This is a genomic window from Pseudomonas salicis (assembly GCF_057128705.1).
This window is the reverse complement of sequence record NZ_JBSKHU010000006.1, coordinates 99,853-126,849: the sequence shown is the minus strand read 5'-3', so window position 1 is coordinate 126,849 and position 26,997 is coordinate 99,853. Positions and strand designations below refer to the sequence as shown.

Here is a 26,997-nt window from a genome sequence, read left to right as displayed (position 1 = left end):
TCAGTTACTGATCGCCAGAATACTCGCCTGATAGGCCCCGACGAAGGTGTCGAAATCCACCGGCTCTTCGGCCTGTTCCAGCTCGGATTGTTGAGCCAGGGATTCGCGGGCGCGGGTTTCGAAATCCGTTTGGTCGTCGACGCTCAGCGGGCGGCTGCGGAAGTATTCCGCGTGAACCTGCGCCTGACGCAGTGAGAACGCCGTAAAGCCTTCCTTGCGCTCCGTCATGGCAGCCAGTACTTGTGCCGACGGCGTCAGTGACGCATCCGCGACTTTGGCCCGTTGAACGGCCAGCGATTCTGCGTGTTCAGCGATCCCTTGGCTCTTGTCCAGCAGTGCGATGATCGGTTCGATTTTGTCCAGCAACTCATCCGCCCAGACTTTCAGGTCGATGGTGGACGTGTTACGGCTCAGTTGCAGGCCAGGACGACGGCCTTCCTTGACCACGGTGAGGAAGTTGCTGCTGGCATTGCCGCATTCGCAGTCAGCCAGCTGCGGGCTTTCCTGCAGGGCACAGAACAGAATGAAGGCGTCGATGAAACGCGACTGTTGCAGGTCGATCCCGACCGGCAGGAACGGGTTGATGTCCAGACAACGGACTTCGACGTACTGAACGCCGCGGGCCATCAAGGCCTGAATCGGACGCTCGCCGGAGTAAGTCACGCGCTTCGGACGGATCGTCGAGTAGTACTCGTTTTCAATCTGCAACACGTTGGTGTTGAGCTGAATCCACTCGCCATCCTTGTGCGTGCCGATTTCGGTGTACGGCGCGTAGGGCGTTGCCACCGCTTTGCGCAGGCTGTCGGTGTAGGTCAGCAAATCGTTGTAGCACGGCGTCAGGTCGGCCTGGGCGTTGCTCTGATAACCCAGATCGCTCATGCGCAGGCTGGTGGCGTAAGGCAGGTAGAGCGTGTCGGCGTCGAACTGCTCCAGCTGGTGCGAGCGACCGCGCAGGAAGCTGGCATCCAATGCAGGCGAGGCGCCGAACAGATACATCAGCAGCCAGCTGTAACGACGGAAATTGCGGATCAGGCCGATATAGCTTTCGGACTGGAAGTCGCGATCGGTGCCGTCGAAATCTTCGGTCTGCCGCAGAACGGACCAGATGTCTTCAGGCAGCGAGAAGTTGTAATGGATGCCTGCGATGCATTGCATCGTCTTGCCGTAACGCAAGGCGAGGCCTTGGCGGTATACGTACTTGAGCTTGCCGATGTTCGACGTGCCGTAATAGGCGATCGGGATGTCTTCCTCGGCCGGCAACGGGCACGGCATCGAAGGGCTCCAGATGTACTCGTTCCCCAGCTTGCTATAGGCGAAGCGGTGGATCTTTTCGAGGCTGTCGAGGGTGTCGGCAGGATTGGCCAGTGCTGGCGTGATGAACTCCAGCAACGACTCCGAATAGTCGGTGGTGATCTGCTCGTTGGTCAGTGCAGAACCCAGGCTTTCAGGGTGTGGCGTCTGGGCTAGGCGGCCCTCGCCCGTAACGCGCAGGCATTCACGCTCGATACCGTGCAGGCACTTCTCCAGAAGGGAGAGGTGAGATTGCTCGCCGAGCAGAGCCAGGCGGCGATTGAGAAGTTCGCTCAAGTTGGATTCCTTCACGCGTCAGTCGGCCCTATATGGGGGCGATATGGCGATCTACAAGGGTGAAGAAAGGAACTGGCGTTTTCGCCTCGTTTTCGGTCCGAACGCCGATGCCCGTCACTGATCATTCCCACAAGCTGTCATGTGGGAATGACCAGAAAATTTCGACACTGATACACAGCGCCGAAATTAACCCATATCCCTATCGGACAGCTACACGATCGCGAATGTGCCTTGTGCTTTCGCGACCAGTTTGTCGGCCTGATGCACGGCAGCTTCGACCACCAGCGTGCGACGACCGGCGTGCAGCACCGTTGCGACACAGATGACTTCGCCATCCGCCACGCCGCGCATGTAGTTGATCTTGCACTCGACCGTCACGCTTTGCTTGTCGAAGCCATGAGCGCTGGAGCAGGCCAGCCCCATGGCGATATCGACCAGACTGAACAGCGCGCCGCCGTGCATGACATTGCCGCGATTGCGCAGGTGTGGCTCCAGCGCCAACGCCACCTCTGCGACGCCTTCCTCACTGAGCCGCACGACACGGCAGCCCAGGGTCTTGAAGTAAGCGCTTTGTGTCAGCTCGTCCGGGATATCCATCAGCGTTTCTTCAGTTGCTTGGCGTTGGCGAACAGCGAAGCCATGGCGTTATTGGCCGGGGCGGCTGTCGCGGTTTCTTTGCGCGGCGCGCTGGTTTGTTGCTGCCGTGGTGCTGCCCCAGGCCGTGCACCACGGGCGCCGTCGATTTTCTCGCCCGGCGTGTCGCTCATGCGCATCGACAGGCCGACGCGTTTGCGCGGGATGTCGACTTCCATGACCTTCACTTTCACCACGTCACCGGCTTTGACGGCTTCGCGAGGGTCCTTGATAAATTTCTCCGACAGCGCAGAGATATGCACCAGACCGTCCTGGTGAACGCCAATATCGACGAACGCGCCGAAGTTGGTCACGTTGGTGACGACACCTTCGAGGATCATGCCCAGTTGCAGGTCTTTCAGGTCTTCGACGCCGTCCTGGAACTCGGCGGTCTTGAATTCCGGGCGCGGGTCGCGGCCTGGTTTCTCAAGTTCCTGAAGAATGTCGGTGACGGTTGGCAGGCCAAAGGTCTCGTCGGTGAATTTCTTCGGGTCCAGACGCTTGAGGAAGCTGGCGTCGCCGATCAGCGAGCGAATGTCGCGGTCGGTTTCGGCAGCAATGCGTTGTACCAACGGGTACGCCTCAGGGTGAACGGCGGACGAATCCAGCGGGTTGTCGCCGTTCATGACGCGCAGGAAGCCTGCGGCCTGTTCGAAGGTTTTCTCGCCCAGACGCGCGACTTTCTTCAGCGCGGCGCGGGTTTTGAAAGCGCCGTTCTCGTCACGGTGGGTCACGATGTTTTGCGCCAGTGTCGTGTTCAGACCGGAAATGCGGGCGAGGAGGGCGACCGACGCCGTGTTCACATCGACGCCCACGGCGTTCACGCAGTCTTCGACCACGGCGTCCAGACCACGGGCCAGCTTGAGCTGCGACACATCGTGTTGGTACTGGCCGACGCCAATGGATTTCGGATCGATCTTCACCAACTCGGCGAGCGGGTCCTGCAGGCGACGAGCGATGGACACCGCGCCACGGATCGACACGTCCAGATCCGGGAATTCCTTGGCGGCCAGTTCCGACGCCGAGTACACCGATGCACCGGCTTCGGAGACCATGACTTTGGTCATTTTCAGTCCTGGGTATTTTTTGATCAGCTCAGCGGCCAGTTTGTCGGTTTCGCGACTGGCGGTGCCGTTGCCGATGGCGATCAGGTCGACCGAATGTTTGGCGCACAGGGCAGCCAATACGGCGATCGTCTGATCCCACTGGTTTTTCGGCACGTGCGGATAAACCGTGGCGTGGTCCAACAGTTTGCCGGTGGTATCGACCACGGCCACTTTGCAACCGGTGCGCAGGCCAGGGTCGAGACCCAGTGTGGCGCGCGGGCCCGCCGGGGCGGCCAGCAGCAGGTCATGCAGGTTGTGGGCGAAGACGTTGATCGCCTCGGTCTCGGCGCCATCCCGCAGCTCGCCCAGCAGGTCGGTTTCCAGATGGGAATACAGCTTCACCTTCCAGGTCCAGCGCACCACTTCACCCAGCCATTTGTCCGCCGGGCGGTTCTGATTCTGCAGGCCGAAGCGCTCGCTGATCATCATCTCGCACGGGTGCAGCGTGCCTGGCAGCTCTTCACCCACTTTTAGCGCAGAGCTGAGAATGCCTTCGTTGCGGCCGCGGAAAATGGCCAGCGCACGGTGGGACGGCATGCTTTTCAAAGGCTCGTCGTGTTCGAAGTAGTCGCGGAATTTGGCGCCTTCTTCTTCCTTGCCGGCCACGACGCGGGCGCTGATCACGGCTTCCTGCTTGAGGAAGCTGCGCAGTTTCTCCAGCAGCGTGGCGTCTTCGGCAAAACGCTCCATCAGGATGTATTTGGCACCTTCCAGCACGGCCTTGACGTCAGCGAAGCCTTTTTCGGCATCGACAAAGCGCGCGGCTTCGGTGTCCGGCGTCAGGCTCGGATCGTTGAACAGGCCATCCGCCAACTCGCCGAGACCTGCTTCAAGAGCGATCTGGCCTTTGGTGCGGCGCTTCTGTTTATAAGGCAGGTACAAGTCTTCGAGGCGGGTCTTGGTGTCGGCGAGCTTGATGTCGCGCGCCAGTTCCGGGGTCAACTTGCCTTGCTCTTCGATGCTCGCAAGGATGCTGATGCGACGCTCGTCCAGTTCACGCAGATAGCGCAGACGCTCTTCCAGATGACGCAGTTGCGTGTCATCGAGGCTGCCAGTCACTTCTTTACGGTAGCGAGCGATGAACGGCACGGTAGAGCCTTCATCCAGTAACGCGACGGCCGCTTCGACCTGTTGCGGGCGGACGCCGAGTTCCTCGGCGATGCGGCTGTTGATGCTGTCCATAAAACCACCTGGCAAATGTGTGTGCAAAAAATCCGGCTGCTGGCGAAGGCCTTGAGCGAGTGGTGCCTGATCTTGAGGGCGGCGCATTATACCCAGTGAACCCGGATTAGGGGATTGCCTCGTCGGAGGGCTTGTCAGGACTGCACGGCTACTCTGTAGATATCTGTAATGCCCCGCGCAGAGCATCAGTGTGACCCCAGGAAAAATCTGCTAACAATGCACACGGTGCACATAACAGCAGCTACGCCATAATGCGCGCCGAGATCAAAGGAGCTTCCAATGAGCAGCACTGCACAAACGGCTGAAGGCGAGAAAATCCTCATCGTTGATGATGACCCGGGTCTGAGCAGCCTGTTAGAACGTTTTTTTACCAGCAAGGGCTACCGCGCCCGTGCTGTGCCCAATGTCGAGCACATGGATCGTCTGCTGGCTCGGGAAGTGTTCCATCTCGTCGTGCTGGATTTGATGCTGCCCGGCGAAGACGGCTTGTCTGCCTGCCGCAGACTGCGTGCCGCGAACAACCAGGTGCCGATCATTATGCTGACGGCCAAGGGCGACGAGTTGAGCCGCATCAAAGGGTTGGAACTGGGCGCCGACGATTACCTGGCCAAGCCATTCAACCCCGATGAACTGATGGCCCGTGTCAAAGCGGTCCTGCGACGCCAGTCCGCGCCGGTGCCCGGTGCGCCTGCCAGTGAAGACGAAACCGTCACGTTCGGTGAATACGAGCTTTCGCTCGCCACTCGCGAGCTGAAAAAGGGTGATCAGGTTCACATGCTCACCACCGGCGAGTTCGCTGTTCTCAAGGCGTTGGTCATGCACGCTCGGGAGCCGCTGACCCGCGACAAATTGATGAATCTTGCCCGAGGCCGCGAGTGGGACGCGTTGGAGCGATCCATCGATGTACAGATTTCACGCCTGCGCCGTTTGATCGAAGTCGATGCCGCCAAACCGCGTTATATCCAGACCGTCTGGGGTGTGGGTTATGTATTCGTGCCAGACGGTGCCAACAAGCAGTAAGCACATCGACAGGTTGCCTGTTGGGCGCTTTGATCGCCTGCTTACGCCAGCCAGTCATTTCGCGCCTCCCAAGAGGGGGTGTCGAGGTGGCTGGTTTTGCTGTCTCTTGCCATCCGCGACATCTCGCGAGTTTGCCTCGCTCCTGCAAAGTGTATAGCCACCGTTATGAAGACTCCGCTCTGGTTCCCGCAAAGCTTCTTTTCCCGCACCCTGTGGCTGGTGCTCATCGTCGTGCTGTTTTCCAAGGCGCTGACGCTGGTGTATCTGCTGATGAACGAAGACGTGCTGGTCGACCGTCAGTACAGCCACGGCGTCGCGCTGACTTTGCGGGCGTATTGGGCGGCAGATGAAAGCGACCGGCAGACGATCGCCGATGCGGCGGGGCTGATTCGTGTCGTCGGCGGTGGGGTACCGGAAGGCGAGCAGCACTGGCCTTACTCGGAAATTTATCAACGCCAGATGCAGGCCGAGTTGGGAGCCGACACCGAAGTACGGCTGCGGGTTCACGCGCCGCCAGCGCTGTGGGTGCGGGCACCGAGTCTGGGTGATGGCTGGCTCAAGGTCCCTTTGTATCCTCATCCGTTACGCGGTCAGAAAATCTGGAGCGTACTCGGCTGGTTCCTCGCCATCGGTTTGCTGTCCACCGCGTCGGCCTGGATTTTCGTCAGCCAGCTGAATCGGCCACTCAAACGCCTGGTGTTTGCGGCTCGCCAATTGGGGCAGGGGCGTAGCGTCCGTTTGCCCGTCAGCGACACCCCCAGCGAAATGACCGAGGTGTACCGCGCCTTCAATCAGATGGCGGAGGACGTCGAACAGGCAGGGCAGGAGCGGGAGCTGATGCTGGCCGGGGTTTCCCACGACTTGCGCACGCCGCTCACGCGATTGCGCCTGTCGCTGGAATTGATGCCCAAGGACAACGAATTCATGGATGGCATGGTCCGGGACATCGAAGACATGGACGCGATTCTCGATCAGTTCCTGGCGTTCATTCGTGATGGACGCGACGAAGAAGTCGAGGAAGTCGATCTGGTCGAACTGGTTCACGAAGTGGTGGCGCCGTACAACAGCCCGGTCGAGCAGGTGCGTTTATGCCTGGAATCCATCCCGCCGTTTCCGCTGCGTCGCGTCTCGATGAAGCGCTTGCTCGCCAATCTCATCGGCAACGCCATGCACCATGCGGGAGATGGCGTTGAAGTAGCAGCTTATGTGTCAGGTGACAGTGGCGCGCCTTATGTTGTGCTCAGCGTGCTGGACCGAGGCATGGGCATTGACCCCTCCGAGCTGGAAGGCATCTTCAACCCCTTCATCCGCGGCGACCGTGCCCGCAGTGGCAAAGGCACCGGGCTGGGCCTTGCCATCGTCAAACGCATCGCTGCCATGCACGGCGGCAACGTCGAACTGCGCAATCGATCGGGAGGCGGGCTGGAGGCGAGGGTTCGGCTGCCGTTAGGGTTGATGCTGCCGAGGGATGCGGACTGATTCGTGTTGGCGCTGCCCGCATGAGTCTCAAGGTCAATTCTCTAAGGCGATGCTGGTTGGAATGATTGCAGCGCTCAACAGGGCCGATGCGATCATGCTCACCTGAATCAATCAACGAAGCGTAGGACAAGGTATTGGTACGGAGACCCATTTGGCAGTTTATTTTCCACCGCTCACCATCGGTGCGCTTACCTATACCTTTGATCATCTCAATCCCTTCACTTTCATTTTCCACAGCCAGATGGCGAAGCGGGAGTTGAGCGTCCACGTCACGTTTTCCAACCACTGCTTTTCAAAAGCCTACCTCCCAGCGAGTCATCCGGAAGGTGAGCCGATCATCGACTATGGCGCGAAAGCCAGGTCGTTCTGTTCTACCCGTTATCGCCTTTCGCTCCAGTTGCCAGCAATAGTGACGAGTCTGAATCAGCCCCATATCAAGGTCTGGCAGACGGCTACTCAAAGGAATTGGGCATATTCGATCAGAGTCGAGGACCCGGCGGGAGCCTATCACCTGTTTTTTGAAATTCGTCGGGCTGCTCAGCTCACGCCTCAAAACCTGAATCTTGTGGTCGAGAGTGCCTATCATCAAACTGAGTCGCCGCCCAAGCTGTTTGGCCGCATCGGGTTTCAGCTCTTGTGCAGCAAGGTTTACTTGCGCAGAGCTATTGCGACCAGATGTTAAGCATCAAGAAACGAAAAAAGACGCACAAGGCGTCTTTTTTTGTTAACGGTAAAGCAGATCCGGACACCACTTGCGAGCCGCCTTGCGCGACTACGGTTTTCACCGCTGGGAAGCGCTCGATCTCATCCGGTCAGTCGCTTCGACAGGGCTGATGGTATTGGAAACCCTGGACGGGGTCAATTTAGGCGTCACCCTTTCCCTTTCGTGCGCGTCATGTGCGGGCCGCCGTTTTTTTCGATGTATTGGATGATCATCCCCGCCACGTCCTTGCCGGTCGTGGCTTCGATGCCTTCCAGGCCCGGCGATGAGTTCACTTCCATCACCAGAGGCCCGTGGTTCGAGCGCAGGATGTCGACGCCCGCGACGCTCAGGCCCATGACCTTGGCGGCGCGGATGGCAGTCATGCGTTCTTCCGGCGTGATCTTGATCAGGCTGGCGGTGCCGCCCCGGTGCAGGTTGGAGCGGAATTCACCGGGTTTGGCCTGACGCATCATCGAAGCGATCACCTTGTCGCCCACCACGAAGCAGCGAATGTCCGCGCCTCCGGCTTCCTTGATGTACTCCTGCACCATGATGTCCTGCTTGAGCCCCATAAAGGCTTCGATCACCGATTCCGCTGCCGTTGCCGTTTCGCAGAGCACGACGCCGATGCCTTGGGTGCCTTCCAGCACCTTGATCACCAACGGCGCGCCGTTGACCATCTGGATCAGGTCGGGGATGTCGTCAGGGGAGTGAGCGAAACCCGTCACCGGCAGGCCGATTCCGCGCCGCGACAACAATTGCAACGAACGCAATTTGTCCCGGGAGCGCGCGATGGCGACGGATTCGTTGAGCGGGAACACGCCCATCATCTCGAATTGACGCAGCACGGCGCAGCCGTAGAAGGTAACGGAAGCGCCAATGCGCGGAATGACCGCGTCAAAGCCTTCCAGGGGTTTTCCTCGATAGTGAATCTGCGGCTTATGACTGGCGATGTTCATATAGGCGCGCAGGGTATCGATCACCACGACCTCATGGCCACGCTGAATGCCAGCTTCGACCAGACGGCGAGTTGAATACAGACGCGGGTTTCGCGAAAGCACAGCGATCTTCATGCAACACCTGTGGCAGAGGGATTGGAGGCCGGAAAAACCGGTTTGTCCTGAACGTAAGTAATGCCCGGATTGACCACCAGTTGGCCGTCAATCAAAGCCTTGGAACCCAATAGCAACCGGTAACGCATGGCCTTGCGGCAGGCGAGGGTGAATTCCACCGGCCAGACCCGATCTCCCAAGGCAAGGGTGGTGCGAATCACGTATCGCACCTGCGCCTGGCCGTTGGAGCTTTTGATGGTCTTCATCGCCACCAGCTGCGCTTCGCAACGGCGATGTCGTAACTGCACGACGGTCCCCAAGTGAGCGTTGAAGCGCACCCACTTTTCGCCGTCGCGTTCGAAAGGTTCGATTTCCGTGGCATGCAGGCTGGATGTGCTGGCCCCGGTGTCGATTTTCGCGCGCAAGCCTGCCACCCCCAAATTGGGCAGCGCCACCCATTCGCGAAGGCCGATGACTGTGAGATGGTCGAATGTTTTCAAAGCGATTCCGTCAAGTTGCGCGTTCTCCCTGACACCCGAAAAGCCGGGGACAAGGCTTGAAATGCAGGCTGCTCAATGCCAGCGCCGATGACTCTAACGGCCAACGCGGTCTGCTGTGTGACAATCCGGGAACGATAGCCGCACGAGCGATAAAGCGCATACCCCTACGCATGTGCGGGGAATTCTAATCAAGGTTTGAGATTACTGCGCGCCCGGCGTTGCGTAGTACAGTTCTGACTATTACCCGGTTGAGGAATTCAGATGGCACAAAAGGCAGAAGAGGACGACAAGGTTCGTCTGGACAAATGGCTCTGGGCAGCGCGTTTCTTCAAGACGCGCGCGCTGGCGAAAGCAGCGATTGAAAGCGGCAAGGTGCATTGCCGAGGCGAGCGTTGCAAGCCCGGGAAGGAGCCGCGCATTGGTGACGAGTTTCAGATTCGAGCCGGGTTCGATGAGCGCACGGTGGTGGTTCAGGCGCTGTCCATCGTTCGTCGGGGGGCGCCGGAAGCTCAGTTGCTGTACAGCGAAACACCGGAAAGCCTCGCGAAGCGGGAACAGGCGGCCGAGATGCGCAAGGCTGGGAGCCTGGGCGTGACCACGGACGGCAAACCGACCAAAAAGCAGCGACGCCAGCTGTTTCATTTTCGGTCGGGGGATGACTGAGTGCGCGTTCGCGGGGTGAACGTCTGGTCGCGGTGTGCAGGCGCCACCCCCGGCGGCCCTGCCAATGCGGATCTCTTACAATCGTGCGCCTGGCTTCATGATGCTCAGACAGCCCAGCAGCGGCACCTTGGCGAACAGGTTGAAAATCGGCGCCGTGACTTGCAACAGAAAGCGTGTGGCCACTGCCACGAACGGCGTGTAACAACTCCAGGCCAACGCCAGCAGGGCGATCATCACGCCGCCAATGTAATCGTCCTGGCCCCAATGAGCGCCAGCCACCAGGCGGGGCATCATGAACAGCAGCGCCAGCACCCAGATGATCACGCGCTGACCCACCGTACGGCTGAACACAGTCATGAACATCGCCCAGATCAGCAGCACCGAAGCGTGGTCGCCGGGAAAACTCTGGCTTGAGCGGTCCTTCAACTGCCATTTGTCTTCCAGTGTGGGGAAGATTTCGCTGAGCTTGATCGCGTCCGGGATCACCATGGAGGCGCTGTCATGTTGCAGGGAGGTGTGATCGATGATTTTGGAGAACACCGTGCGAATGATCAGCAACAGAATCAACGTCAGTACGAAGCCGATCAGCGCGGCGCGGGTTTGTACCGCTTTGAATACCCAGTCGCCCTTGATCAGCAGCACCAGCAAGATCAGCCCGACGACGATATCGAACGGGCGCATACTGGCAATCGTCCAGATCCACAACCACACTTTGTTTTGCTCAAGTGGGCGGTTCAGCACATGAAAAAGCCATTCGTCGAATTGGGTGAAAGCGGCGTGGCCTGTGGGCCAGATCCACACCAGCAGCAGTGCTAGCGCGATCAGATTACACAGCAGGAATTTTTTGGCGTTCCACTTGGCTTGGAACAACGCGGGATAGTCCATAAGATGCCCCCATCGGCATGACAGTGCACCCATCGGTGCTAAACGGCGTTTTATAAGCGCTTGTCATCACTTTGTCATTACTCAGATACCTTTCTTCATATGCAAAATTTCCCGGACATTGATTACACCCAACGTTTCATCTTCGACGAGAGCGACGTTCGCGGTGAGCTTGTGGCACTGGAGCGTAGCTACGCTGAGGTACTTGCCAAGCACCCTTACCCCGAACCGGTTGCGCAACTGCTCGGCGAAATGCTCGCTGCAGCTGCCTTGCTGGTCGGCACGCTGAAATTCGACGGCTTGCTGGTCTTGCAGGCGCGCTCGCTGGGGCCGGTTTCGCTGCTGATGGTCGAGTGCTCCAGCGACCGCGAAATCCGCGGCATCGCCCGTTATGACGAAAGCCTCATCACCCCGGCAGCCACGTTGCAGGAGCTGATGCCAGACGGCGACCTGACCATGACCATCGATCCTCGCCAGGGTAAACGCTACCAAGGGATCGTGGGGCTGGACGGCGTCGACCTGTCGGCTTGCCTTTCCAGCTACTTCGTGATGTCCGAGCAATTGCCTACGCGCTTCTGGATCAAGGCTGACGGCAAGCGAGCGCGCGGTCTTCTGCTTCAGCAACTCCCTCCCGCACGTCTCACTGACGCGGAAGAGCGCGAAGCCAGCTGGCAGCACGTCAACACCCTCGTCGATACCCTTACCGCCGAAGAGCTGCTGAGCCTGAACAACGAAACCGTGCTGCATCGTCTCTTCCATGAGGACGCCGTGCGCATGTTCGACATTCAGCCGCTGGTGTTCCGTTGCAGCTGCTCCCGCGAGCGCTCCGCTAACGCGCTGGTCAGCCTGGGCCTTGAGGATGCGCAGCAGTTGGTGATCGAACACAACGGCATGGTCGAGATCGATTGCCAGTTCTGTAATCAGCGCTACCTGTTCGATGCCGCTGACGTGGCGCAGCTGTTTGCAGGCGGTGGGATCGATACCCCTTCTGATACCCGTCATTAATGTAGTGTCGATGTAGTGCCAAGGTGGGGCTGAATGGTTTCCGCCCGGCCTGCTTGGCTCTGGATTATGTAGTTCTGACAGTTGGCCCCTACCTTTTTTGGCCTTTTCTGGCATAATCCGGCCCACTTTTCAGCTGTAGTAGTTTGGGTTTTTCTACTACAAAACGTTTGGAGCACTCGGCCAGCGGGCCGACGGGGAATCTCATGACGCAAGCCAACAACGCCGTTTACACCGATCTCAGTGTCGACGAACTGGTTAAAGAAGCCCTCAAACGCGAAGAAGGCGTACTGTCCGACACCGGCGCGCTCGTCGTCGAAACCGGTCACCGTACAGGTCGCTCGCCAGCGGACCGTTTCATCGTCGATGAGCCGAGCACCTCGGCCGCCATCGCCTGGGGTCCGATCAACCGCAAATTCCCTGCTGACAAGTTCGATGCCCTGTGGGCGCGTGTCGAGTCGTTCAACAACGCTCAGGAACATTTCGTTTCTCACGTCCACGTAGGCTCGGCGTCCGATCACTACCTGGCCGTCAAGATGACCACTCAGACTGCCTGGCAGAATCTGTTCGGTCGTTGCCTGTTCATCAATCCGGCCCAGTACAACCCTGCTGGTCGCCAGGAATGGCAGGTGCTGAACGTTGCCAACTTCATCTGCGAGCCAGAACGCGACGGCACCAACTCCGACGGCTGCGTCATCCTCAACTTCGCACAGAAGAAGGTGCTGATCGCAGGCATGCGTTACGCCGGCGAGATGAAAAAAGCCATGTTCTCCGTGCAGAACTTCCTGCTGCCGGCCGCTGACGTGCTGCCAATGCATTGCGCCGCCAACATCGGCGAAGAAGGCGATGTGACCCTGTTCTTCGGTCTGTCGGGCACTGGCAAAACCACCTTGTCCGCAGACGAGAGCCGTTACCTGATCGGTGACGATGAGCACGGCTGGGGCGAAGGTGTTGTGTTCAACATTGAGGGCGGTTGCTACGCCAAGTGCATCGACCTGTCGGAGAAGAACGAGCCGGTCATCTGGAAAGCCATCAAGCATGGCGCTGTGCTGGAAAACGTCGTTCTCGACGCCAACCAGCACGCCGACTACGCAGACAGCAGCCTGACCCAGAACAGCCGCGCCGCGTACCCGCTGGAACACGTTGAAAAGCGCTCCGAGAAAAACTTCGGTGGCGAGCCAAACGCTGTGATCTTCCTGACCTGCGACCTGACCGGCGTTCTCCCGCCCGTGTCGATCCTCAGCGAAGAACAAGCGGCCTACCACTTCCTGTCGGGCTACACCGCGCTGGTCGGTTCGACCGAAATGGGTTCGGGCGCTGGCATCAAGTCGACCTTCTCCACTTGCTTCGGCGCACCGTTCTTCCCGCGTCCGGCCGGCGAATACGCTGAGTTGCTGATCAAGCGTATCCGCGGCTTCGGCTCGAAGGTTTACCTGGTTAACACCGGCTGGACCGGCGGCGGCTACGGTGTTGGCAAACGCTTCAACATCCCGACCACCCGTGGCGTTATTGCCGCGATCCAGAGCGGCGCGCTGATCGGTGCAGAAACCGAGCACCTCGACACCGTTAACCTGGACGTGCCGAAATCCGTTCCAGGCGTCGACACCGGGCTGCTGAACCCACGCAATACCTGGGCCGACAAAGCAGCGTACGACGAAGCGGCCAAGGCGCTGGCCGGTCTGTTCATCGAGAACTTCAAGAAGTTCGACGTGAGCGATGCGATCAAGGCAGCGGGTCCGAAGTTGTAAGACCGGGCTTTGCTGACCAAAAAACCGCCTCCAGGGGCGGTTTTTTTATAGATATCTTTCGGCGTCAGTCTTGCCCGATCTTATGGCTCAGCCTGATTTCCCCGTCACCGGAAAATCCTGAGTGATGTCGAAACTGCCCTTGGCAACGACGTTCTTCGCGTTGCACAGTTTCGCGTCGAAGCCGGGGTGGCGTTCGCCGTGTTGGGCCGCGAAGGCGGCGGCTTCTTTGGTGCATTCGTCGTTGGGCTGTTCGGGGGAGAGTGCGGCGTTGAACTGAAACGTGCCTACCAATCTATAACGGTCCAACAGCTTGTTGGATGACGTCAGCTTCTCGATCTTGCTGAAGTCGAGTTTGACGTTGCTGTTCGTGCCGTCCTTGTCTGTGTCGAAATACTGGTAGTACGAGCCGGTGTCGTAGGACGCGCTGTTTTCATCGTGAGCGACTTCAACGCGGCCACCCTGAAACATGATCGCCTGTTTCTGCTGGTCCGGGTCCTCGAAAGAGAAACCGAGGATGGGGCCGATGCTGACTTCGTTGCGATCACCGTCTGCTTCCTGGTCCGCACTGAGCGTCAGCCAGTTCGCGCCGGGCAGCTTGCCGGGCAGGAAGCCAACGCTGACGGCATCGCCTTTGGCTTCGTAGTGCAGATTCATGGCACCGCTCACGTCTACCGTCATCGACTTCGAGAGGCCGCGAGCGTCGGCAGAGGCGCTGCTGGCTTTCTCGGGATTTTTATCGCCGCAGCCTGCGAGGGTGGCAATCAGGGCGGCGAACATGAGCGGAAGGTAGCGAGTGTGGGTCATGGGGTTTTCCTGAAGTGATCGGCTGAAAGCCTCTGCTTGGCGGAAGGTATGACCGCTGAAATCGCGTTTTGTCGAGCCAGTGACTGAAAAATGTTGCCGAGGTCTTTGTTGGCAAGCTCGCCCTCGACGGTGATTCATGATCCCGGTCAAGAGCGAGACAGTTGCCTGGAATTCTTGATGACGTATTGCCGCTTCGTTTATGTCACGGCAGGGTGTCAATCGGTTTTTCAGTTTTACGTATAATGTGAAGCGATACAGCTTGAACGGTCTTGTAAATCACATTCAATAAAATGGAAGTGAAATTTCAACTAATGGGCTTGTGAAAACTCGACGTTGGCGCAACAGGGGCGGACAAGCCTGCGTTGGGAAAGAATGCATTGCCGTTCACGGCTGAAAACTTCACACCCTTATCGCCCCACGAGACGCGGCGCTCTCCGGCGTCCGCTTCCGTAATGGCGGTATAAGATTTGCTGCGCATACCGATAAAACTCTTATCGTTTCGTGCAATCACTTTCAAATACTCATCAATTCTGGCGGAAGTCAGCTTGAGCATTTTATTCAGCGGAGCCCCCCAGCGAGTCAGACTTTGCTCGGCGTAATGACGGATGATCAAACCCGGTTCCGTAAAAGCATTTCTGCCATTGGCGCCATCATCGGCCGCGTTGCCCACTAACGTTGCGTGGCGACCTGCCATTGGGAAGATATGTACCTGGGTGCTTGGCGCGGTGCGCGGCGCTACGCAGGCGAAACCTTTGGAGCGTTCATCACGTGCGTAAAAGCCAATGTACTGTTTGACGTTGGCACCGAGCGTGACGCGGTGAGCCTGGAAGTTCAGCGCACCCGGCACAGGGTCGATGGCGAAGATATTGACGGCAATGTGCTTCAGCTCAGGGTCTGCCAGCATGGCATTGGCCAGCATGTGGCAACTGATACCCCCGCGGCTCCAGCCCACCAGATTGACCTGTTTGGGAATCGGGCGGCCTTTTTCATCTTTCTTGCGGAAGATCTGGATGATTTTTTCCTGAAGCTGCTGGGGGGTGACTTTGCGATCCCCGTAGTCGTAAGTGCGCCACAGCCAGCACCCGGTTCGATCAAGGTCTTCAACAGGAATGTTGGCTTTCTTCAATCGATCGTATTCCTGCTTGGTCAACTTCGTGCGCTGCCAGTTCGTTTTGCCTTTTATCATCGCCAATGCATGACCGACATTTTCTTCCCAGCCTTTGCCAAATAGCGTTCCGGTCATGCCATAGCCGCCGGGCTCAGTGAACAGGTTATCGGCTTGCAAGTTGCCACTGCCAGGGCCATCAATAATGATCCAGTCGGCAAACTCTCGGTTGTTCATGTTTGAAGCCAGTGTGGATACCAGCTCGCCGTCCCAATAGCTTTTATTGAATGGGTCAAAACTGTTAGAGCCGGTACCGCAAAAGAATACTGTTAAAACACTCATGATTAATTACCCTTGGGTTGATAGGTCTCCAAAAGGTAGGTTGAGGATATTCATTTGGCAAAAGCGTAACTGTTTCGCAATATGAGCCTGTCAAAAGGCTCCAAAGTGTGTCAGTCCGCATCAGGGTCGATAAGTATTAGCCGCCTCACAGAACTGTTCCTGTGCGAGTTTGTTTTTCTCGTCCCTGTCTTTGGCAGCGCGCTTGGTCCAGTCGCTGCACATGTCTTTGAAGTACGGTGCAGCGGCGCGACGGCATTCGCGATATTCGACGCTGTCCGCTTTGAAGTTCATGCACACGCTATTGTTTTCGACGTGATTGTTGTAGATGCGGTAGCGCGCTTCATACCGATTGCGCCCATCCACTTCCCTGATAAGTACGCCCGCGACTTCATAGCGACGGCCCGTTTCAGCCTGAGGCTTGGCGGCGGTCGCCTTGTACTGCGCCATGTAACGGTCAGACACCATGCCCTGTGGTCGGGGTGCGTTGTAGTCCGTCGGTTGAATATCGCCAAACCGGCAATTGATGACGTCTCGGTCGATCACATTGCCTTGCTTCATGCAGTCGTCGAGCGGCTTTGACGTCGCAGGTTGGGTGGTATCTAGCTTGGGAGCGACGTAGACCACTTGCTCGGTCGTCCGCATTTCGGGTGTTTGAGCCTCGGGTTCAGGTGCTTCGATGACGTCAGCCGCCGGTAACGTGGCGACGGGCATCGGAGCGGGTTTCTGCGTATGAAACATCTGAGCGACGAGGTAGAGAATCGCCATCACTAGCGCCAGACAAATCAACACGCTGCTGAGCGGCCACGTACTTTTGGCAGGTGGGAGTTTTCTTTTTGCAGGGTGCGAACCGAGCACGACGTCGAACTGGTCTGGCGTCAGACGCTGTATGACGATCTGGCCGTCATCCTCGGGCGGCAGGGTGGGTTGCATGGCCTCTCCTTGGCGATTTTCGTGCTGCAATGGGGCCTCTAGGCCCTCTTCAGCGAGTGAAATCAGATGTGAGTAAAAGTTGCGGCGAGGTTAAACGGCGCGATGTCGTTTTGCTAGTCGTGCACATCCCTCGCTTATCAGAGATGTATCCTGTTTGGCATTTCTGTAACGGTTTAGGTGTTCGTCGCCCGAACCTGCCGCGCTAAGGTTCAGGTCTTTGCGACGGTTCATGGAGGGGCGGTACATGCATCAAACGCTTGAGCAGGTTTTCGGTTATCAGCAGTTCCGCGCCGGACAAGAGGCAGCGATCAGCGCGGTATTGGCGGGTCGTTCCGTTGCCGCGATCTTTCCCACCGGCTCCGGAAAATCGCTGTGTTACCAGTTGCCAGCCTTGCTATTGCCAAACCTCACACTAGTGGTTTCTCCGTTGCTGGCGCTGATTCAGGACCAGTTGACCTTTCGCAGCGCCACGGCATCTCAGCGGCGAGTATCGATTCGGCACAGAGTCGTGAAGACGTGACAGACGTGATGAACCGCGCCCGCTCCGGCGAACTGAAAATTCTGATGATTTCGGTAGAGCGTCTAAAAAATGAGCGATTCCGGCACTTCATCGCGCAGGTGCCGATCTCGCTGTTGGTGATCGACGAGGCGCATTGCATCTCGGAATGGGGGCACAACTTCCGCCCGGACTATCTCAAGCTTCCGGACTACCAGCGCGAATTCAATATCCCGCAAGCGCTGTTGCTGACCGCGACTGCCACTCCACACGTCATCGAAGACATGCAGAGCAAATTCGCCATCGCGCCCAGAGACGTGGTGACGACCGGATTTTATCGGCCGAATCTCACGCTGTTGGTCGAACCCGCGCCGGGGCGTGACAAAAGCAGACGCCTGACGCAGTGGCTGGGCGAGCGGGCCGGGCAGCCGAGCATTGTGTATGTCACCTTGCAGAAAACCGCCGAATTCGTGGCGGCGCATTTGGCGGAGCAGGGCATTCCGGCGCAGGCCTATCACGCCGGATTACCCCACGACAGACGCGAATCGATCCAGCGTCAGTTCATGGCGGGGCGCCTGAACTGCATCGTCGCTACCATTGCGTTCGGGATGGGCATCGACAAAAGTGACATCCGCAACGTCGTGCATTTCGATCTGCCCAAATCGGTCGAGAACTACAGCCAGGAAATTGGCCGGGCAGGGCGCGACGGTGCCGTCTCCGAGTGTCTGGTGCTGGCCAATCGCGACAGCCTCAACGTGCTGGAAAATTTCGTGTACGGGGACACGCCCGAGCGCGAGGGGATTCGTCGGGTGCTGGAGGATTTGCTCAGTGCGCGCCATGACGGCCAGTGGGAATTCTTGTTGCTGCATCTTTCCGACATGAGCAACATCCGCCAGCTGCCGTTGAAAACGTTGCTTGTTCAGCTTGAACTGCGCGGGATCATTGCCCCTCGTTACTCGTATTTCGCGGAGTACCGCTTCAAATATTTGATCGAGCCGCAGGACCTGGTGCAGCGGTTTCAAGGCGAGCGTCAGCAGTTCGTGCAGGCATTGGTCGAGACTTCACGCCGCGCGCGGACTTGGGCGACTGTGGACTTCGACGCGATTTACCAGCAATACCAAGCGGAGCGCGGACGCGTGGTAACGGCGCTGGATTTCTTTCAGGAAAAGGGCTGGATCGAGCTGGAAACCAAGCAGATGACCGACGTCTACAACGTGCTGGTCACGGATTTTGATATCCAGGTGCTGAGCGAAGAGCTTCACGCTTACTTCGTGCATCATGAGACGACCGAAGTGGCGCGTATTCACGCGATGCTGGATCTATTCGCGAGTGAACAGTGCCTGAGTCATCGCCTTGCTACGTACTTTGGCGATGAGCGGGCGCCTGATCGCTGCGGGCATTGCTCGGTGTGTGCAGGGCATGTCGCGGTGTTGCCGGGGCCTCCCGAGCTGAGGCCGCTCGATGAGCGGGATCTGGGGGATTTGTGCAGCGAGTTTGTCAGCAAGCATTTGCAGGCGTTGGGGCATGATCCCAGCCTTGAATGCCTGACCCGGTTTTTATGCGGAATCAGCGTGCCGGTGTTTACCAAACTCAAGGCCCGGGGCATTCCTGGTTTCGCGGTGCTGGAGGATTACCCCTATGGCGAAGTGAGGGCTTGGGTTCAGGGCCAACTTCAGTAGGGCTGCAGATGCAGTCTGCTGTGGGAGCGAATTCATTCACGATGCGTATTCTCAGGCGCAGGTGATGGTGTTGTTACGCCGCCATCGCGAATCAATTCGCTCCCACAGGTTTCATGGATACCCTAAAGCGTCATAGTGTCAGGTCCGCACTTGCCCACCGAGGACAACGCATGAGCGAAACTCCGATACGCGCCGACTACCGCCACTTTCAGCCCATCACCACACGCTGGCATGACAACGACATTTACGGCCATGTGAACAACGTCACCTACTACAGCTTCTTCGACAGCACCGTGAACAGCTACCTGATTGAGCAGGGCGGGCTGGATATTCACGATGGGGCAGTGGTGGGGTTCGTGGTCAGTTCGTCCTGTGACTATTTTGCGTCAGTCGCTTATCCCGACCTGATTGAGGTGGGGTTGCGCGTCGGAAAACTGGGGAACAGTTCAGTGCAGTACGAGCTGGCAGTGTTCAAGGTGGGTGAAGAAGAGGCGTGTGCGGCGGGGCGGTTCGTGCACGTGTTCGTGGATCGGGCCTCGAATCAGCCCGTGCCGATTCCTGTGGCGTTGCGCGCGGCGATGGAGCGTCTGGTGCTCTGAAGCGGCTGGAAACGCAAACCGGCCGCGTTATCGGCGGCCGGTGAATGTCCCTGTCGAAGGCGTTGCGCTGCTGTCAGCGATGACGCCAGCCGCGATGACGGCCGTGGTCGTAGTGACGCTTGCCATGACCGCCGTGGTAGTCGCGACGATCACCGCGATAGCCGCGACGATTGTCGTCACGACGGCTCTCTTCGCCCATATAGTTACCCAGCGCGCCACCGGCACCGCCACCTGCTGCTGCGCCGATCAGGCTGCCAGTGCTGCCGCCGACGCTGCGACCAATCACGTTGCCGCCTGCCGCGCCCAAACCGCCGCCGATGGCGGCTTCAGTACGGTTGTGACGGTTGGCGCCCACTGCGCCGCCAGCCGCCCCGCCCAGTCCTGCGCCGATGGCAGAACCGGTGCTGCCGCCGATTTGTTGACCGACAACTGAACCCAGTACCCCACCCAATGCGCCGCCTACGCCAGCGTTCAGGTTATCGCCTGCTGAGGCGAAACCGGTGGCCAGCGAGAGGGACAACAACAGAATCGAGGAATACTTCATGTAGGGATGCTCGTAGGGATGACGACGCGATCCTGCAATCATGAAGAAAATGTCACAATCGAAATCCGACGAATAACACGACTTGTATACAAAAGCCTAAGTTATTGTTTTTGATGCGGAACTTAGTAAGGTTTGACGAGTCCTAGATTACTTCCCACAGGCCCAAATCATGCGATTTGGGCCTTTTTTGTGGGCAGTACTGTGCCAGCGAGCACACGTGGATTTGGGTGTACGAGGATCATCTGTAGGAGCGAATTCATTCGCGAAGCGTCAGTACACTCGACGCATCACTGTCGACTTCAAGACCCTTTCGCGAATGAATTCGCTCCTACAGGGGATAGCGGCGTTAGTTAAATAATCCGCGCCACCTCGGCGTGCCGCTCCAGCTTGATCGCCACGAACTTGGACGTTGGCGTATGGCTGCCATCGCCAATGCTTTCCAGTGGCACCAGCGGGTTGACCTCTGGGTAGTAAGCCGCTGCCTGGCCCGCCGGAATATCGAACGGCAGCAGGGTAAAGCCCTTCACGCGCCGTTCGATGTCATCGCCCCAGATCGACACGATGTCGGCTTTCTGGCCGGGTACGAAGCCCAGGCGCACGATGTCGGCTTCGTTGAGGAACATCACGTCACGCTGGCCTTTCACGCCGCGATAGCGATCGTCCAGCCCATAGATTGTGGTGTTGTACTGATCGTGGGAGCGCATCGACTGCATGATCAGGTCCGGAATGATGCCGGTCCCGCGAATGCTTTCGTGCACCAGATCGACCGGCAGCTCGTTTGCCTTGAAATTGGCGCGTGCGCTTGGCGTGTTCCATTTGCGCGAACCGGCCGTGCTGCCCAGATAGAAGCCGCCGGGGTTCTTGATCTTCTCGTTGAAGTCTTTGAACGCCGGGATGGTGTCGGCGATCAGGTCGCGAATACGCCCGTAATCTGCCGCCAGCCACAGCCAGTCCACAGGCTGCTTGCCCAGGGTGGCGTTGGCGATGCCTGCCAGAATGGCGGGCTCGGAGCGCATGTGACGCGACAGCGGTTTCAACTGGCCGTTGGATGCGTGAACCATGCTGAAGGAGTCTTCCACGGTGACGGCCTGCGGGCCTTCAGCCTGGATATCGATGTCGGTGCGACCGAAGCACGGCAGGATCAGCGCCTCCTTGCCGTGGGCCAGGTGGCTGCGATTGAGCTTGGTGCTGATCTGCACGGTCAGGTCGCAATTGCCCAGGGCTTCGAACGTACGCGTGCTGTCCGGGGTTGCCTGAGCAAAGTTGCCGCCCAAGGCGATAAACACTTTCGAGCGCCCTTCCAGCATCGCGTGGATCGCTTCAACGACGTTGTGGCCGTTTTCGCGCGGCACTTTGAACTGGAAGCGTTTTTCCAGCGCATCGAGGAAGAACGCCGGTGGACGCTCGTTGATCCCCATGGTGCGGTCGCCCTGCACGTTACTGTGGCCACGCACCGGACACAGGCCCGCGCCGGGCTTGCCGATGTTGCCGCGCAGCAGCATCAGGTTGGCGACTTCCTGGATGGTCGGCACCGAATGGCGATGTTGGGTGATGCCCATCGCCCAGCACATGATCACGTTCTTGGCGCGGGCATACATCCGGGCAGACAGCTCGATGTCGTCCAGCGTCAGGCCCGATTGCTCGACGATGAATTCCCATGAGGTCGCGTCGACGGTGGCGAGGTAATCCTGCACGCCGTCGGTATGCTCGTTGATGAAGGCGTGGTCGAACACGGCTGGCTCATTCTTGGCCTGGGCTTCACGTTCCCATTGCAGCAGGAACTTGGCCATGCCACGCATCATGGCCATGTCACCGCCCAGTGCAGGGCGGAAGAACGCGGTATTGGTCGGCTCGGAGCCGTTGGTGAGCATTTCCAGCGCATGTTGCGGGTGCTGGAAACGTTCCAGGCCACGCTCCTTGAGCGGATTGACGCTGACCACCTGGGCGCCGCGCTGTACGGCTTCACGCAGCGGTTCAAGCATGCGCGGGTGGTTGGTGCCAGGGTTCTGGCCCAACACGAAGATCGCGTCGGCGTGTTCGAAGTCGTCGAAGGTCACGGTGCCTTTGCCGACGCCCACACTTTGCGACAGCGCAACGCCACTGGCCTCGTGGCACATGTTGGAGCAGTCAGGGAAGTTATTGGTGCCGTAGGCGCGCACGAACAGCTGATACAGATAGGCGGCTTCGTTGCTGGCCCGCCCCGAGGTGTAAAACTCGGCCATGTTCGGGCTGGGCAGATTGTTAAGGTGCTTGGCGATCAGCGCAAACGCGTCGTCCCATGCGATCGGCTTGTAACGATCGGTCTGGGCGTCGTAGACCATCGGCTCGGTCAGGCGACCTTGATACTCCAGCCAGTAATCGCTCTGCTCCAACAGCGCGCTGACGCTGTAGCGGGCAAAGAAAGACGGGTCGACGCGACGCTTGGTGGCTTCCCAGTTGACCGCCTTGGCCCCGTTTTCACAGAACTTGACCAGACCGCTTTCCGGCGAGTCGCCCCACGCACAGCCCGGGCAGTCGAAGCCGCCGTTCTGGTTGGTCTTGAGCATCATGCGCAGGTTTTTCAGCGCGTTGTCACTGGTCAGCCAGGCTTTACTCACACTGATCAGCGCACCCCATCCGCCGGCCGGACCTTTATAAGGCTTGTAGCGAGGGACGGGGGTCTTGTCGGCTTGTTTGTGCATGCTCACGCGTTAATTCTCCAAGGCCGGGCTGTAGACCCGCGGCGCGCTGTGTTTTGGCAGATGAATGAGGTTGAGGTTGTGCCGACGCGCCCATTGCAGCGCCAGGCCGGTAGGCGAGGACAGGCTGACAAGGGTTTGTATCCCGGCACGCAAGACTTTCTGGATCAATTCGAGGCTGCAACGGCTAGTTACGACCGCCAGGCCGCCCGCCGTGGGAATGTGCTGGCGGATCAGCGCCCCGATCAGTTTGTCGAGGGCGTTATGGCGACCGATGTCTTCGCGACCGAGCAGCAGTTCGCCCTTGTCGTTCATGAACATCGCGGCATGGACGGCGCCGCAGTACTGGCCCAGCGGCTGGAATTCGTCCAGGCGCTCACGCAGGCCGTGAAGCCATTCGGCCGGGGGCAGCGGAGCGCCGGGGAGTACGTTCAGCTCAGGCAAGGCCTGTTCCACGGCTTCGACCCCGCACAGGCCGCAACCGGTGGTTCCGGCCATTTGCCGACGCTGAGTCTTGAGGTTCCAGAACGCGCGGCTGGCGATTTCGACTTCCGCCGTTTGTGCAGAGCCGCAGCCGCCAAGCTTGATGTCGTAGATTTCATCGGGGGATTCGATGATGCCGCTGCCGATGCTGAAACCGACGATAAAGTCTTCCAGATCGGAGGGCGTCACCAGCATCACCGCCTGGCTGATGCCGTTAAAGGCAATGGCCAGCGCCACTTCTTCCGCGAGCACGGTGGGCTCAGAAGCGTCGTGCTCCAGATTCGAGTAGGTGTAGGGCTGGCTTGCGGCAGGCGCGGGCAGTTGTTTTGCGGGCGCCGTGCTTTCCTTGTGCTTGGTATGCATCGGGACGTACCGGCAGAGTTTCCAGGCCCCTAGCCTAGGCCTCTCGTCGGATGGCGTCTAATCGCTAGTACTGATGCCGTAATAGATGACGTCGATCAAGATGCTGCGATCATTTTGTGATACTCGCCAAAGCACGCCTCGGCCAGCGCGGATCGTGGCGCCGAGCGGCGCATGATGAGTCCCAGGCGGGCCAGCGTCTGCGCCTGTTCGATGGGCTGCAGACGCAGGTGATCTGTCAGCGTTTCGAGCCCGCCGTCCAGCGGCATGATCGCGCAGCAGAAACCGGCCTGAACGGCTTGCAGCAGTTGATGGACGGCGTCGGTCTGGATCAGCGGCTGGGGTTCCAGCCCGCGGGTCTGGAAGTTGTGGTCGATGGACTGACGAAAGTGCATGCCGCTGGTCAGCATGCCCAACGGCAATTCGATCAGGCTCTCCCAGCTCAGGGGGGCGTCACCGAAGCTGAAGTGGCGCTGGTCGTACATGAGGCCCATGCGCGTTTCCGCCAGCTCCAGCGAGTCGAAGCGTTCCGAGTCCAGCCGTTCCAGGTATGAAACGCCGAGGTCGAGCCGGTTGCTCGCCAGTTGGTCGAGGATTTGTTCGGAACTGAGGGACGACAATTCGAAGCGCATGCTTGGGTGATTGTTGTGCAGGCGTTGCAGCAACGGCAGCGGATCGAAGTTGGACAGTGGCACGACGCCCAATCGCAAGGTGCCGACGAGGTGACCGCGACAGGCAGCGGCTTCGGCCTGCAAACCGTCATAGGCCGCCAACACCGTACGTGCCCACGCCAGCACGCGCTCGCCGGGGGCTGTGAAACCTTCGAAACGCTGCCCCCGATTGACCAGCGGCAGGTCCAGCTCTTCTTCCAGACTGCGCAGACGCATGGAGAGGGTCGGCTGAGTGATGTGGCAACGCGCAGCCGCCTGCCCGAAATGACGGGTTTCGTCGAGGGCGATCAGGAATTTCAGCTGTTTGATGTCCATCTTCACTCCGCAAGGCACAGGTCGGCTCGGGGATTCTAGCGCGGCAGGATGTCGCATGGGGTGATGATTGGGACTGGGACGAACAGTTGCGCAATGGGCAACCTGTAGGAGTGAGCTTGCTCGCGATAGGCCTGACACTCGATACATACCTGTTTGTTCCAGGCATCCATCGCGAGCAAGCTCACTCCCACAAGGATTGGTGTGTGACAGGGGAACGATCACAGGCCTTGGATAAGCGTCCGGTAATCTTCAACGGCGTCGAATTCTTCGGTCTCCTTCGGCCCCTTGCGGCTGTCGGGTTCACGCACGGCCAGCAGGTGTTTCACGCCATAACGTCCGGCGCTGCGCAGGATTGGCAAGGTGTCGTCGATGAACAGACTGCGTGCCGGATCGAAATCGATATCTGCGTGCAACGCGTCCCAGAACTGCGGGTTTTCCTTGGGGTAGCCGTAATCGTGTGAGCTGATCAGCCGCTCGAAATAGGGCGCCAGCTCCAGCCGCTGCATCTTCAACGACAACGAATCCCGGTGTGCATTGGTGATCATGATCACCCGCTTGCCAGCCTGTTTGATGGCGCCCAGAAACAGCTCGGCGTCGGGGCGTAGCGCGATCAGGTGGGCAATTTCCACTTTCAGCTCTTTCACCGAGAGCTTCAGTTCGCTGCTCCAGAAATCGGTGCAATACCAGTTCAGCGTGCCTGCGTTCTTCTCAAACAGCGGCGTCAGCTCCATTTTCGCCATCGCGAGGCTCACGCCATGCAGCTCCGCGTAGCGTTTAGGCAGGTGTTCAAGCCAGAAATGATTGTCGAAGTGCAGGTCGAGCAGTGTTCCGTCCATGTCCAGCAGAACGGTGTCGATGTCGCGCCAGGGCAAAGAAGGCATACGGGTCTCTCGGCATTGAATAAGTCGCTGTGGTTTTCCGACACAGACATTCAGAAAAGCCACGGTATAGTAACCCGTCTACGCCAAGGAGCTTGTCATGCGCCAGAAACCCACCGTACTCGCCCGTGAAATCGTCGCGAGCAGCCGTCTATTCCGAGTCGAAGAAGTGCAATTGCGCTTTTCCAATGGCGTCGAACGCGTTTATGAGCGTCTGGTCGGACGCGGCAACGGTTACGGGGCGGTGATGATCGTGGCGATGCTCGACGCCGACCACGCCGTATTGGTGGAAGAATATTGCGGCGGCACCGATGAATACGAGCTGTCCTTGCCCAAAGGGCTGGTCGAGCCGGGCGAAGACGTGCTGGCCGCCGCCAACCGTGAGCTCAAGGAAGAAGCGGGTTACGGGGCGCGCAACCTTGAACATCTGACTGAGCTGTCGCTGTCGCCGGGCTACATGAGTCAGAAGATTCAAGTGGTGCTGGCCACCGATCTGTATGAAGAGCGCCTTGAGGGCGACGAGCCTGAGCCGATGCGCGTGGACAAGATCAACCTGCGCGAACTCGCCAGCCTGGCGCAGCACCCGCAGTTCTCAGAAGGTCGCGCCTTGGCTGCGTTGTATCTGACCCGCGATCTGTTGACCCAGCGCGGGGTCTTCCAGCCATGACTGATCTGTTCGCTGGTTTGCCCCACCCGTTGCTGGCCCCGGTGATCGACCTCTGCCGTCGCGCGGGAGAAGCCATTCTGCCGTTCTGGCGCTCGGGCGTTGAAGTGACGTCCAAATCCGACAATTCCCCCGTGACCGCTGCCGACCTGGCCGCTCACGAGCTGTTGGTAGCGGGACTGAAAGCGCTGGACCCGAGCATTCACATCCTGTCCGAAGAAGACGCCAACATTCCATTGAGCGAACGCAGCCAGTGGCAGCGTTGGTGGCTGGTCGATCCGCTGGATGGGACCAAGGAATTTATCTCCGGCAGCGAAGAGTTCACCGTCAACGTCGCGCTGGTCGAGAACGGGCGCGTTGTGTTCGGCGTGGTATCGATGCCGACCAACGACCGCTGTTACTTTGGCGGAGCGGGCCTGGGGGCCTGGCGCAGCGATGCTGTTGATCACGTCGAACCGATCGCCGTGCGTAATCGGCCAGGAGTGGGCGAGGCGTTTACCGTGGTCGCCAGCCGTCGCCATTCCAGCCCGGAGCAGGAGGCGTTGCTCGCGGGACTTTCTTCCGTGGTGGGCGAACTGAAGCTGACCAACATCGGCAGCTCGTTGAAATTCTGTCTGCTGGCAGAGGGTTCGGCTGATTGCTACCCGCGTCTGGCCCCGACTTCGCAGTGGGACACCGCCGCTGCGCAGGGTGTGCTTGAAGGTGCGGGCGGTGTGGTGCTGGACCTGATGGGCGAAACGTTCGATTACCCGGCGCGTGAGTCGCTGCTTAACGGGTTTTTTCTGGCGTTGCCGGGCAATGCGCCGTGGCGCGGGGCGTTGGTGGAGTTGGCGAAAGGCTGATCGCAGCCAACTCAACATTCTGCTGCGGACACGATTCCGATCGTTCCTAC

At 59.0% G+C, this 26,997-nt stretch carries 23 protein-coding genes and 1 pseudogene; 10 read left to right on the top strand and 14 right to left on the bottom strand.

The annotated features are described in order from the left end of the window. The 3 genes from gshA to ACWKWE_RS21970 form a co-directional block, all read right to left on the bottom strand. Positions 1 to 1,587, bottom strand: coding sequence for a glutamate--cysteine ligase (gene gshA / locus ACWKWE_RS21980; RefSeq protein ID WP_341960702.1), 1,587 nt, complete (start codon positions 1,585 to 1,587; stop codon positions 1 to 3). A 210-nt stretch (positions 1,588 to 1,797) separates the two neighbouring features. Beyond that, positions 1,798 to 2,184, bottom strand: a complete 387-nt coding sequence (locus ACWKWE_RS21975) for a PaaI family thioesterase (RefSeq protein ID WP_166594162.1) — start codon at positions 2,182 to 2,184, stop codon at positions 1,798 to 1,800. Beyond that, complete coding sequence (locus ACWKWE_RS21970; RefSeq protein WP_483851694.1) at positions 2,184 to 4,508, bottom strand: Tex family protein; 2,325 nt, start codon at positions 4,506 to 4,508, stop codon at positions 2,184 to 2,186. Before ACWKWE_RS21970 ends, ACWKWE_RS21975 begins: the two co-directional genes overlap by 1 nt. Before the next feature lie 279 nt (positions 4,509 to 4,787). On the opposite strand from ACWKWE_RS21970, the gene ompR reads away from it, so the two are divergent. The 3 genes from ompR (at position 4,788) to ACWKWE_RS21955 (ending at position 7,689) form a co-directional block, all read left to right on the top strand. Continuing rightward, positions 4,788 to 5,528, top strand: a complete 741-nt coding sequence (gene ompR, locus ACWKWE_RS21965) for an osmolarity response regulator transcription factor OmpR (RefSeq protein WP_166594164.1) — start codon at positions 4,788 to 4,790, stop codon at positions 5,526 to 5,528. 165 nt (positions 5,529 to 5,693) lie between these two features. Then, positions 5,694 to 7,007 (top strand): ATP-binding protein, encoded by a 1,314-nt coding sequence (locus ACWKWE_RS21960; RefSeq protein ID WP_166594165.1) that lies wholly within the window; start codon positions 5,694 to 5,696, stop codon positions 7,005 to 7,007. Positions 7,008 to 7,158: 151 nt separating this feature from the next. Next, positions 7,159 to 7,689: a hypothetical protein gene (locus tag ACWKWE_RS21955; RefSeq protein ID WP_483851693.1), complete on the top strand. Its 531-nt coding sequence runs from the start codon at positions 7,159 to 7,161 to the stop codon at positions 7,687 to 7,689. A gap of 188 nt (positions 7,690 to 7,877) precedes the next feature. Here the strand turns inward: ACWKWE_RS21955 and rimK are convergent, their stop codons facing one another. Next, on the bottom strand, positions 7,878 to 8,783 hold the full coding sequence (gene rimK / locus ACWKWE_RS21950; RefSeq protein WP_093465889.1) for a 30S ribosomal protein S6--L-glutamate ligase: 906 nt from the start codon (positions 8,781 to 8,783) through the stop codon (positions 7,878 to 7,880). Continuing rightward, positions 8,780 to 9,262: a retropepsin-like aspartic endopeptidase RimB gene (gene rimB, locus ACWKWE_RS21945; protein WP_166594166.1), complete on the bottom strand. Its 483-nt coding sequence runs from the start codon at positions 9,260 to 9,262 to the stop codon at positions 8,780 to 8,782. Before rimB ends, rimK begins: the two co-directional genes overlap by 4 nt. A gap of 261 nt (positions 9,263 to 9,523) precedes the next feature. Here rimB and ACWKWE_RS21940 point away from each other — a divergent pair, with 261 nt between their 5' ends. Continuing rightward, positions 9,524 to 9,925, top strand: coding sequence for an RNA-binding S4 domain-containing protein (locus tag ACWKWE_RS21940; protein ID WP_166594167.1), 402 nt, complete (start codon positions 9,524 to 9,526; stop codon positions 9,923 to 9,925). A gap of 75 nt (positions 9,926 to 10,000) precedes the next feature. Here the strand turns inward: ACWKWE_RS21940 and ACWKWE_RS21935 are convergent, their stop codons facing one another. Next, positions 10,001 to 10,810, bottom strand: coding sequence for a phosphatase PAP2 family protein (locus ACWKWE_RS21935; RefSeq protein WP_166594168.1), 810 nt, complete (start codon positions 10,808 to 10,810; stop codon positions 10,001 to 10,003). Between the two features lie 99 nt (positions 10,811 to 10,909). On the opposite strand from ACWKWE_RS21935, the gene hslO reads away from it, so the two are divergent. Further along, positions 10,910 to 11,812, top strand: coding sequence for an Hsp33 family molecular chaperone HslO (gene hslO / locus ACWKWE_RS21930; protein WP_166594169.1), 903 nt, complete (start codon positions 10,910 to 10,912; stop codon positions 11,810 to 11,812). A gap of 203 nt (positions 11,813 to 12,015) precedes the next feature. Beyond that, positions 12,016 to 13,557, top strand: a complete 1,542-nt coding sequence (locus tag ACWKWE_RS21925) for a phosphoenolpyruvate carboxykinase (protein ID WP_483851692.1) — start codon at positions 12,016 to 12,018, stop codon at positions 13,555 to 13,557. An 87-nt stretch (positions 13,558 to 13,644) separates the two neighbouring features. Here ACWKWE_RS21925 and ACWKWE_RS21920 read toward each other — a convergent pair whose 3' ends face one another. From ACWKWE_RS21920 to ACWKWE_RS21910, 3 genes are all read right to left on the bottom strand, one after another. Further along, positions 13,645 to 14,361: a hypothetical protein gene (locus ACWKWE_RS21920; protein WP_483851691.1), complete on the bottom strand. Its 717-nt coding sequence runs from the start codon at positions 14,359 to 14,361 to the stop codon at positions 13,645 to 13,647. 304 nt (positions 14,362 to 14,665) lie between these two features. Beyond that, entirely contained in the window at positions 14,666 to 15,808 is a 1,143-nt protein-coding gene (locus ACWKWE_RS21915; RefSeq protein ID WP_483851690.1) for a hypothetical protein, read from the bottom strand. A gap of 120 nt (positions 15,809 to 15,928) precedes the next feature. Continuing rightward, positions 15,929 to 16,738, bottom strand: coding sequence for a hypothetical protein (locus tag ACWKWE_RS21910; RefSeq protein WP_483851689.1), 810 nt, complete (start codon positions 16,736 to 16,738; stop codon positions 15,929 to 15,931). A gap of 244 nt (positions 16,739 to 16,982) precedes the next feature. Here ACWKWE_RS21910 and ACWKWE_RS21905 point away from each other — a divergent pair. Next, positions 16,983 to 18,913: pseudogene (locus ACWKWE_RS21905) on the top strand (RecQ family ATP-dependent DNA helicase). Between the two features lie 170 nt (positions 18,914 to 19,083). Then, positions 19,084 to 19,512 (top strand): acyl-CoA thioesterase, encoded by a 429-nt coding sequence (locus tag ACWKWE_RS21900; protein WP_341960683.1) that lies wholly within the window; start codon positions 19,084 to 19,086, stop codon positions 19,510 to 19,512. Positions 19,513 to 19,585: 73 nt separating this feature from the next. Here the strand turns inward: ACWKWE_RS21900 and ACWKWE_RS21895 are convergent, their stop codons facing one another. The 5 genes from ACWKWE_RS21895 to yrfG all read right to left on the bottom strand — a co-directional run bounded on the left by ACWKWE_RS21895 (position 19,586) and on the right by yrfG (position 25,444). Then, positions 19,586 to 20,056 carry a glycine zipper domain-containing protein gene (locus ACWKWE_RS21895; protein WP_166594176.1) on the bottom strand — a complete coding sequence of 157 codons (471 nt, stop codon included), beginning with the start codon at positions 20,054 to 20,056 and terminating at the stop codon, positions 19,586 to 19,588. A gap of 350 nt (positions 20,057 to 20,406) precedes the next feature. Then, positions 20,407 to 22,737, bottom strand: a complete 2,331-nt coding sequence (locus tag ACWKWE_RS21890; RefSeq protein WP_483851899.1) for an FdhF/YdeP family oxidoreductase — start codon at positions 22,735 to 22,737, stop codon at positions 20,407 to 20,409. A gap of 9 nt (positions 22,738 to 22,746) precedes the next feature. Then, a complete protein-coding gene (gene fdhD, locus ACWKWE_RS21885; protein ID WP_483851688.1) occupies positions 22,747 to 23,580 on the bottom strand; it encodes a formate dehydrogenase accessory sulfurtransferase FdhD in 834 nt (277 codons plus the stop codon). A gap of 95 nt (positions 23,581 to 23,675) precedes the next feature. Then, positions 23,676 to 24,563, bottom strand: coding sequence for a LysR family transcriptional regulator (locus tag ACWKWE_RS21880; RefSeq protein WP_341960680.1), 888 nt, complete (start codon positions 24,561 to 24,563; stop codon positions 23,676 to 23,678). Positions 24,564 to 24,781: 218 nt separating this feature from the next. Then, on the bottom strand, positions 24,782 to 25,444 hold the full coding sequence (gene yrfG, locus ACWKWE_RS21875) for a GMP/IMP nucleotidase (RefSeq protein WP_483851687.1): 663 nt from the start codon (positions 25,442 to 25,444) through the stop codon (positions 24,782 to 24,784). A 97-nt stretch (positions 25,445 to 25,541) separates the two neighbouring features. On the opposite strand from yrfG, the gene nudE reads away from it, so the two are divergent. Next, positions 25,542 to 26,108: an ADP compounds hydrolase NudE gene (gene nudE / locus ACWKWE_RS21870; RefSeq protein ID WP_166594180.1), complete on the top strand. Its 567-nt coding sequence runs from the start codon at positions 25,542 to 25,544 to the stop codon at positions 26,106 to 26,108. Then, the gene (gene cysQ / locus ACWKWE_RS21865) at positions 26,105 to 26,947 is read left to right on the top strand and encodes a 3'(2'),5'-bisphosphate nucleotidase CysQ (RefSeq protein ID WP_483851686.1); all 843 of its coding nucleotides are present in this window, start codon (positions 26,105 to 26,107) and stop codon (positions 26,945 to 26,947) included. The genes nudE and cysQ overlap by 4 nt, the downstream gene beginning before the upstream one ends. Positions 26,948 to 26,997 lie beyond the last annotated feature (50 nt).

Excerpts from the sequence above, each read along its gene's own strand:
- ACWKWE_RS21915 (WP_483851690.1), bottom strand. The coding sequence starts at position 15,808 with ATGAGTGTTTTAACAGTATTCTTTTGCGGTACCGGCTCTAACAGTTTT.
- ACWKWE_RS21880 (WP_341960680.1), bottom strand. The coding sequence starts at position 24,563 with ATGGACATCAAACAGCTGAAATTCCTGATCGCCCTCGACGAAACCCGT.
- ACWKWE_RS21975 (WP_166594162.1), bottom strand. The coding sequence starts at position 2,184 with ATGGATATCCCGGACGAGCTGACACAAAGCGCTTACTTCAAGACCCTG.
- ACWKWE_RS21960 (WP_166594165.1), top strand. The coding sequence starts at position 5,694 with ATGAAGACTCCGCTCTGGTTCCCGCAAAGCTTCTTTTCCCGCACCCTG.
- ACWKWE_RS21925 (WP_483851692.1), top strand. The coding sequence starts at position 12,016 with ATGACGCAAGCCAACAACGCCGTTTACACCGATCTCAGTGTCGACGAA.
- ACWKWE_RS21890 (WP_483851899.1), bottom strand. The coding sequence starts at position 22,737 with ATGCACAAACAAGCCGACAAGACCCCCGTCCCTCGCTACAAGCCTTAT.
- ACWKWE_RS21920 (WP_483851691.1), bottom strand. The coding sequence starts at position 14,361 with ATGACCCACACTCGCTACCTTCCGCTCATGTTCGCCGCCCTGATTGCC.
- hslO (WP_166594169.1), top strand. The coding sequence starts at position 10,910 with ATGCAAAATTTCCCGGACATTGATTACACCCAACGTTTCATCTTCGAC.
- rimK (WP_093465889.1), bottom strand. The coding sequence starts at position 8,783 with ATGAAGATCGCTGTGCTTTCGCGAAACCCGCGTCTGTATTCAACTCGC.
- ACWKWE_RS21910 (WP_483851689.1), bottom strand. The coding sequence starts at position 16,738 with ATGCAACCCACCCTGCCGCCCGAGGATGACGGCCAGATCGTCATACAG.
- ACWKWE_RS21940 (WP_166594167.1), top strand. The coding sequence starts at position 9,524 with ATGGCACAAAAGGCAGAAGAGGACGACAAGGTTCGTCTGGACAAATGG.
- ACWKWE_RS21895 (WP_166594176.1), bottom strand. The coding sequence starts at position 20,056 with ATGAAGTATTCCTCGATTCTGTTGTTGTCCCTCTCGCTGGCCACCGGT.
- ompR (WP_166594164.1), top strand. The coding sequence starts at position 4,788 with ATGAGCAGCACTGCACAAACGGCTGAAGGCGAGAAAATCCTCATCGTT.
- nudE (WP_166594180.1), top strand. The coding sequence starts at position 25,542 with ATGCGCCAGAAACCCACCGTACTCGCCCGTGAAATCGTCGCGAGCAGC.
- ACWKWE_RS21970 (WP_483851694.1), bottom strand. The coding sequence starts at position 4,508 with ATGGACAGCATCAACAGCCGCATCGCCGAGGAACTCGGCGTCCGCCCG.
- yrfG (WP_483851687.1), bottom strand. The coding sequence starts at position 25,444 with ATGCCTTCTTTGCCCTGGCGCGACATCGACACCGTTCTGCTGGACATG.
- fdhD (WP_483851688.1), bottom strand. The coding sequence starts at position 23,580 with ATGCATACCAAGCACAAGGAAAGCACGGCGCCCGCAAAACAACTGCCC.
- ACWKWE_RS21900 (WP_341960683.1), top strand. The coding sequence starts at position 19,084 with ATGAGCGAAACTCCGATACGCGCCGACTACCGCCACTTTCAGCCCATC.
- ACWKWE_RS21935 (WP_166594168.1), bottom strand. The coding sequence starts at position 10,810 with ATGGACTATCCCGCGTTGTTCCAAGCCAAGTGGAACGCCAAAAAATTC.
- cysQ (WP_483851686.1), top strand. The coding sequence starts at position 26,105 with ATGACTGATCTGTTCGCTGGTTTGCCCCACCCGTTGCTGGCCCCGGTG.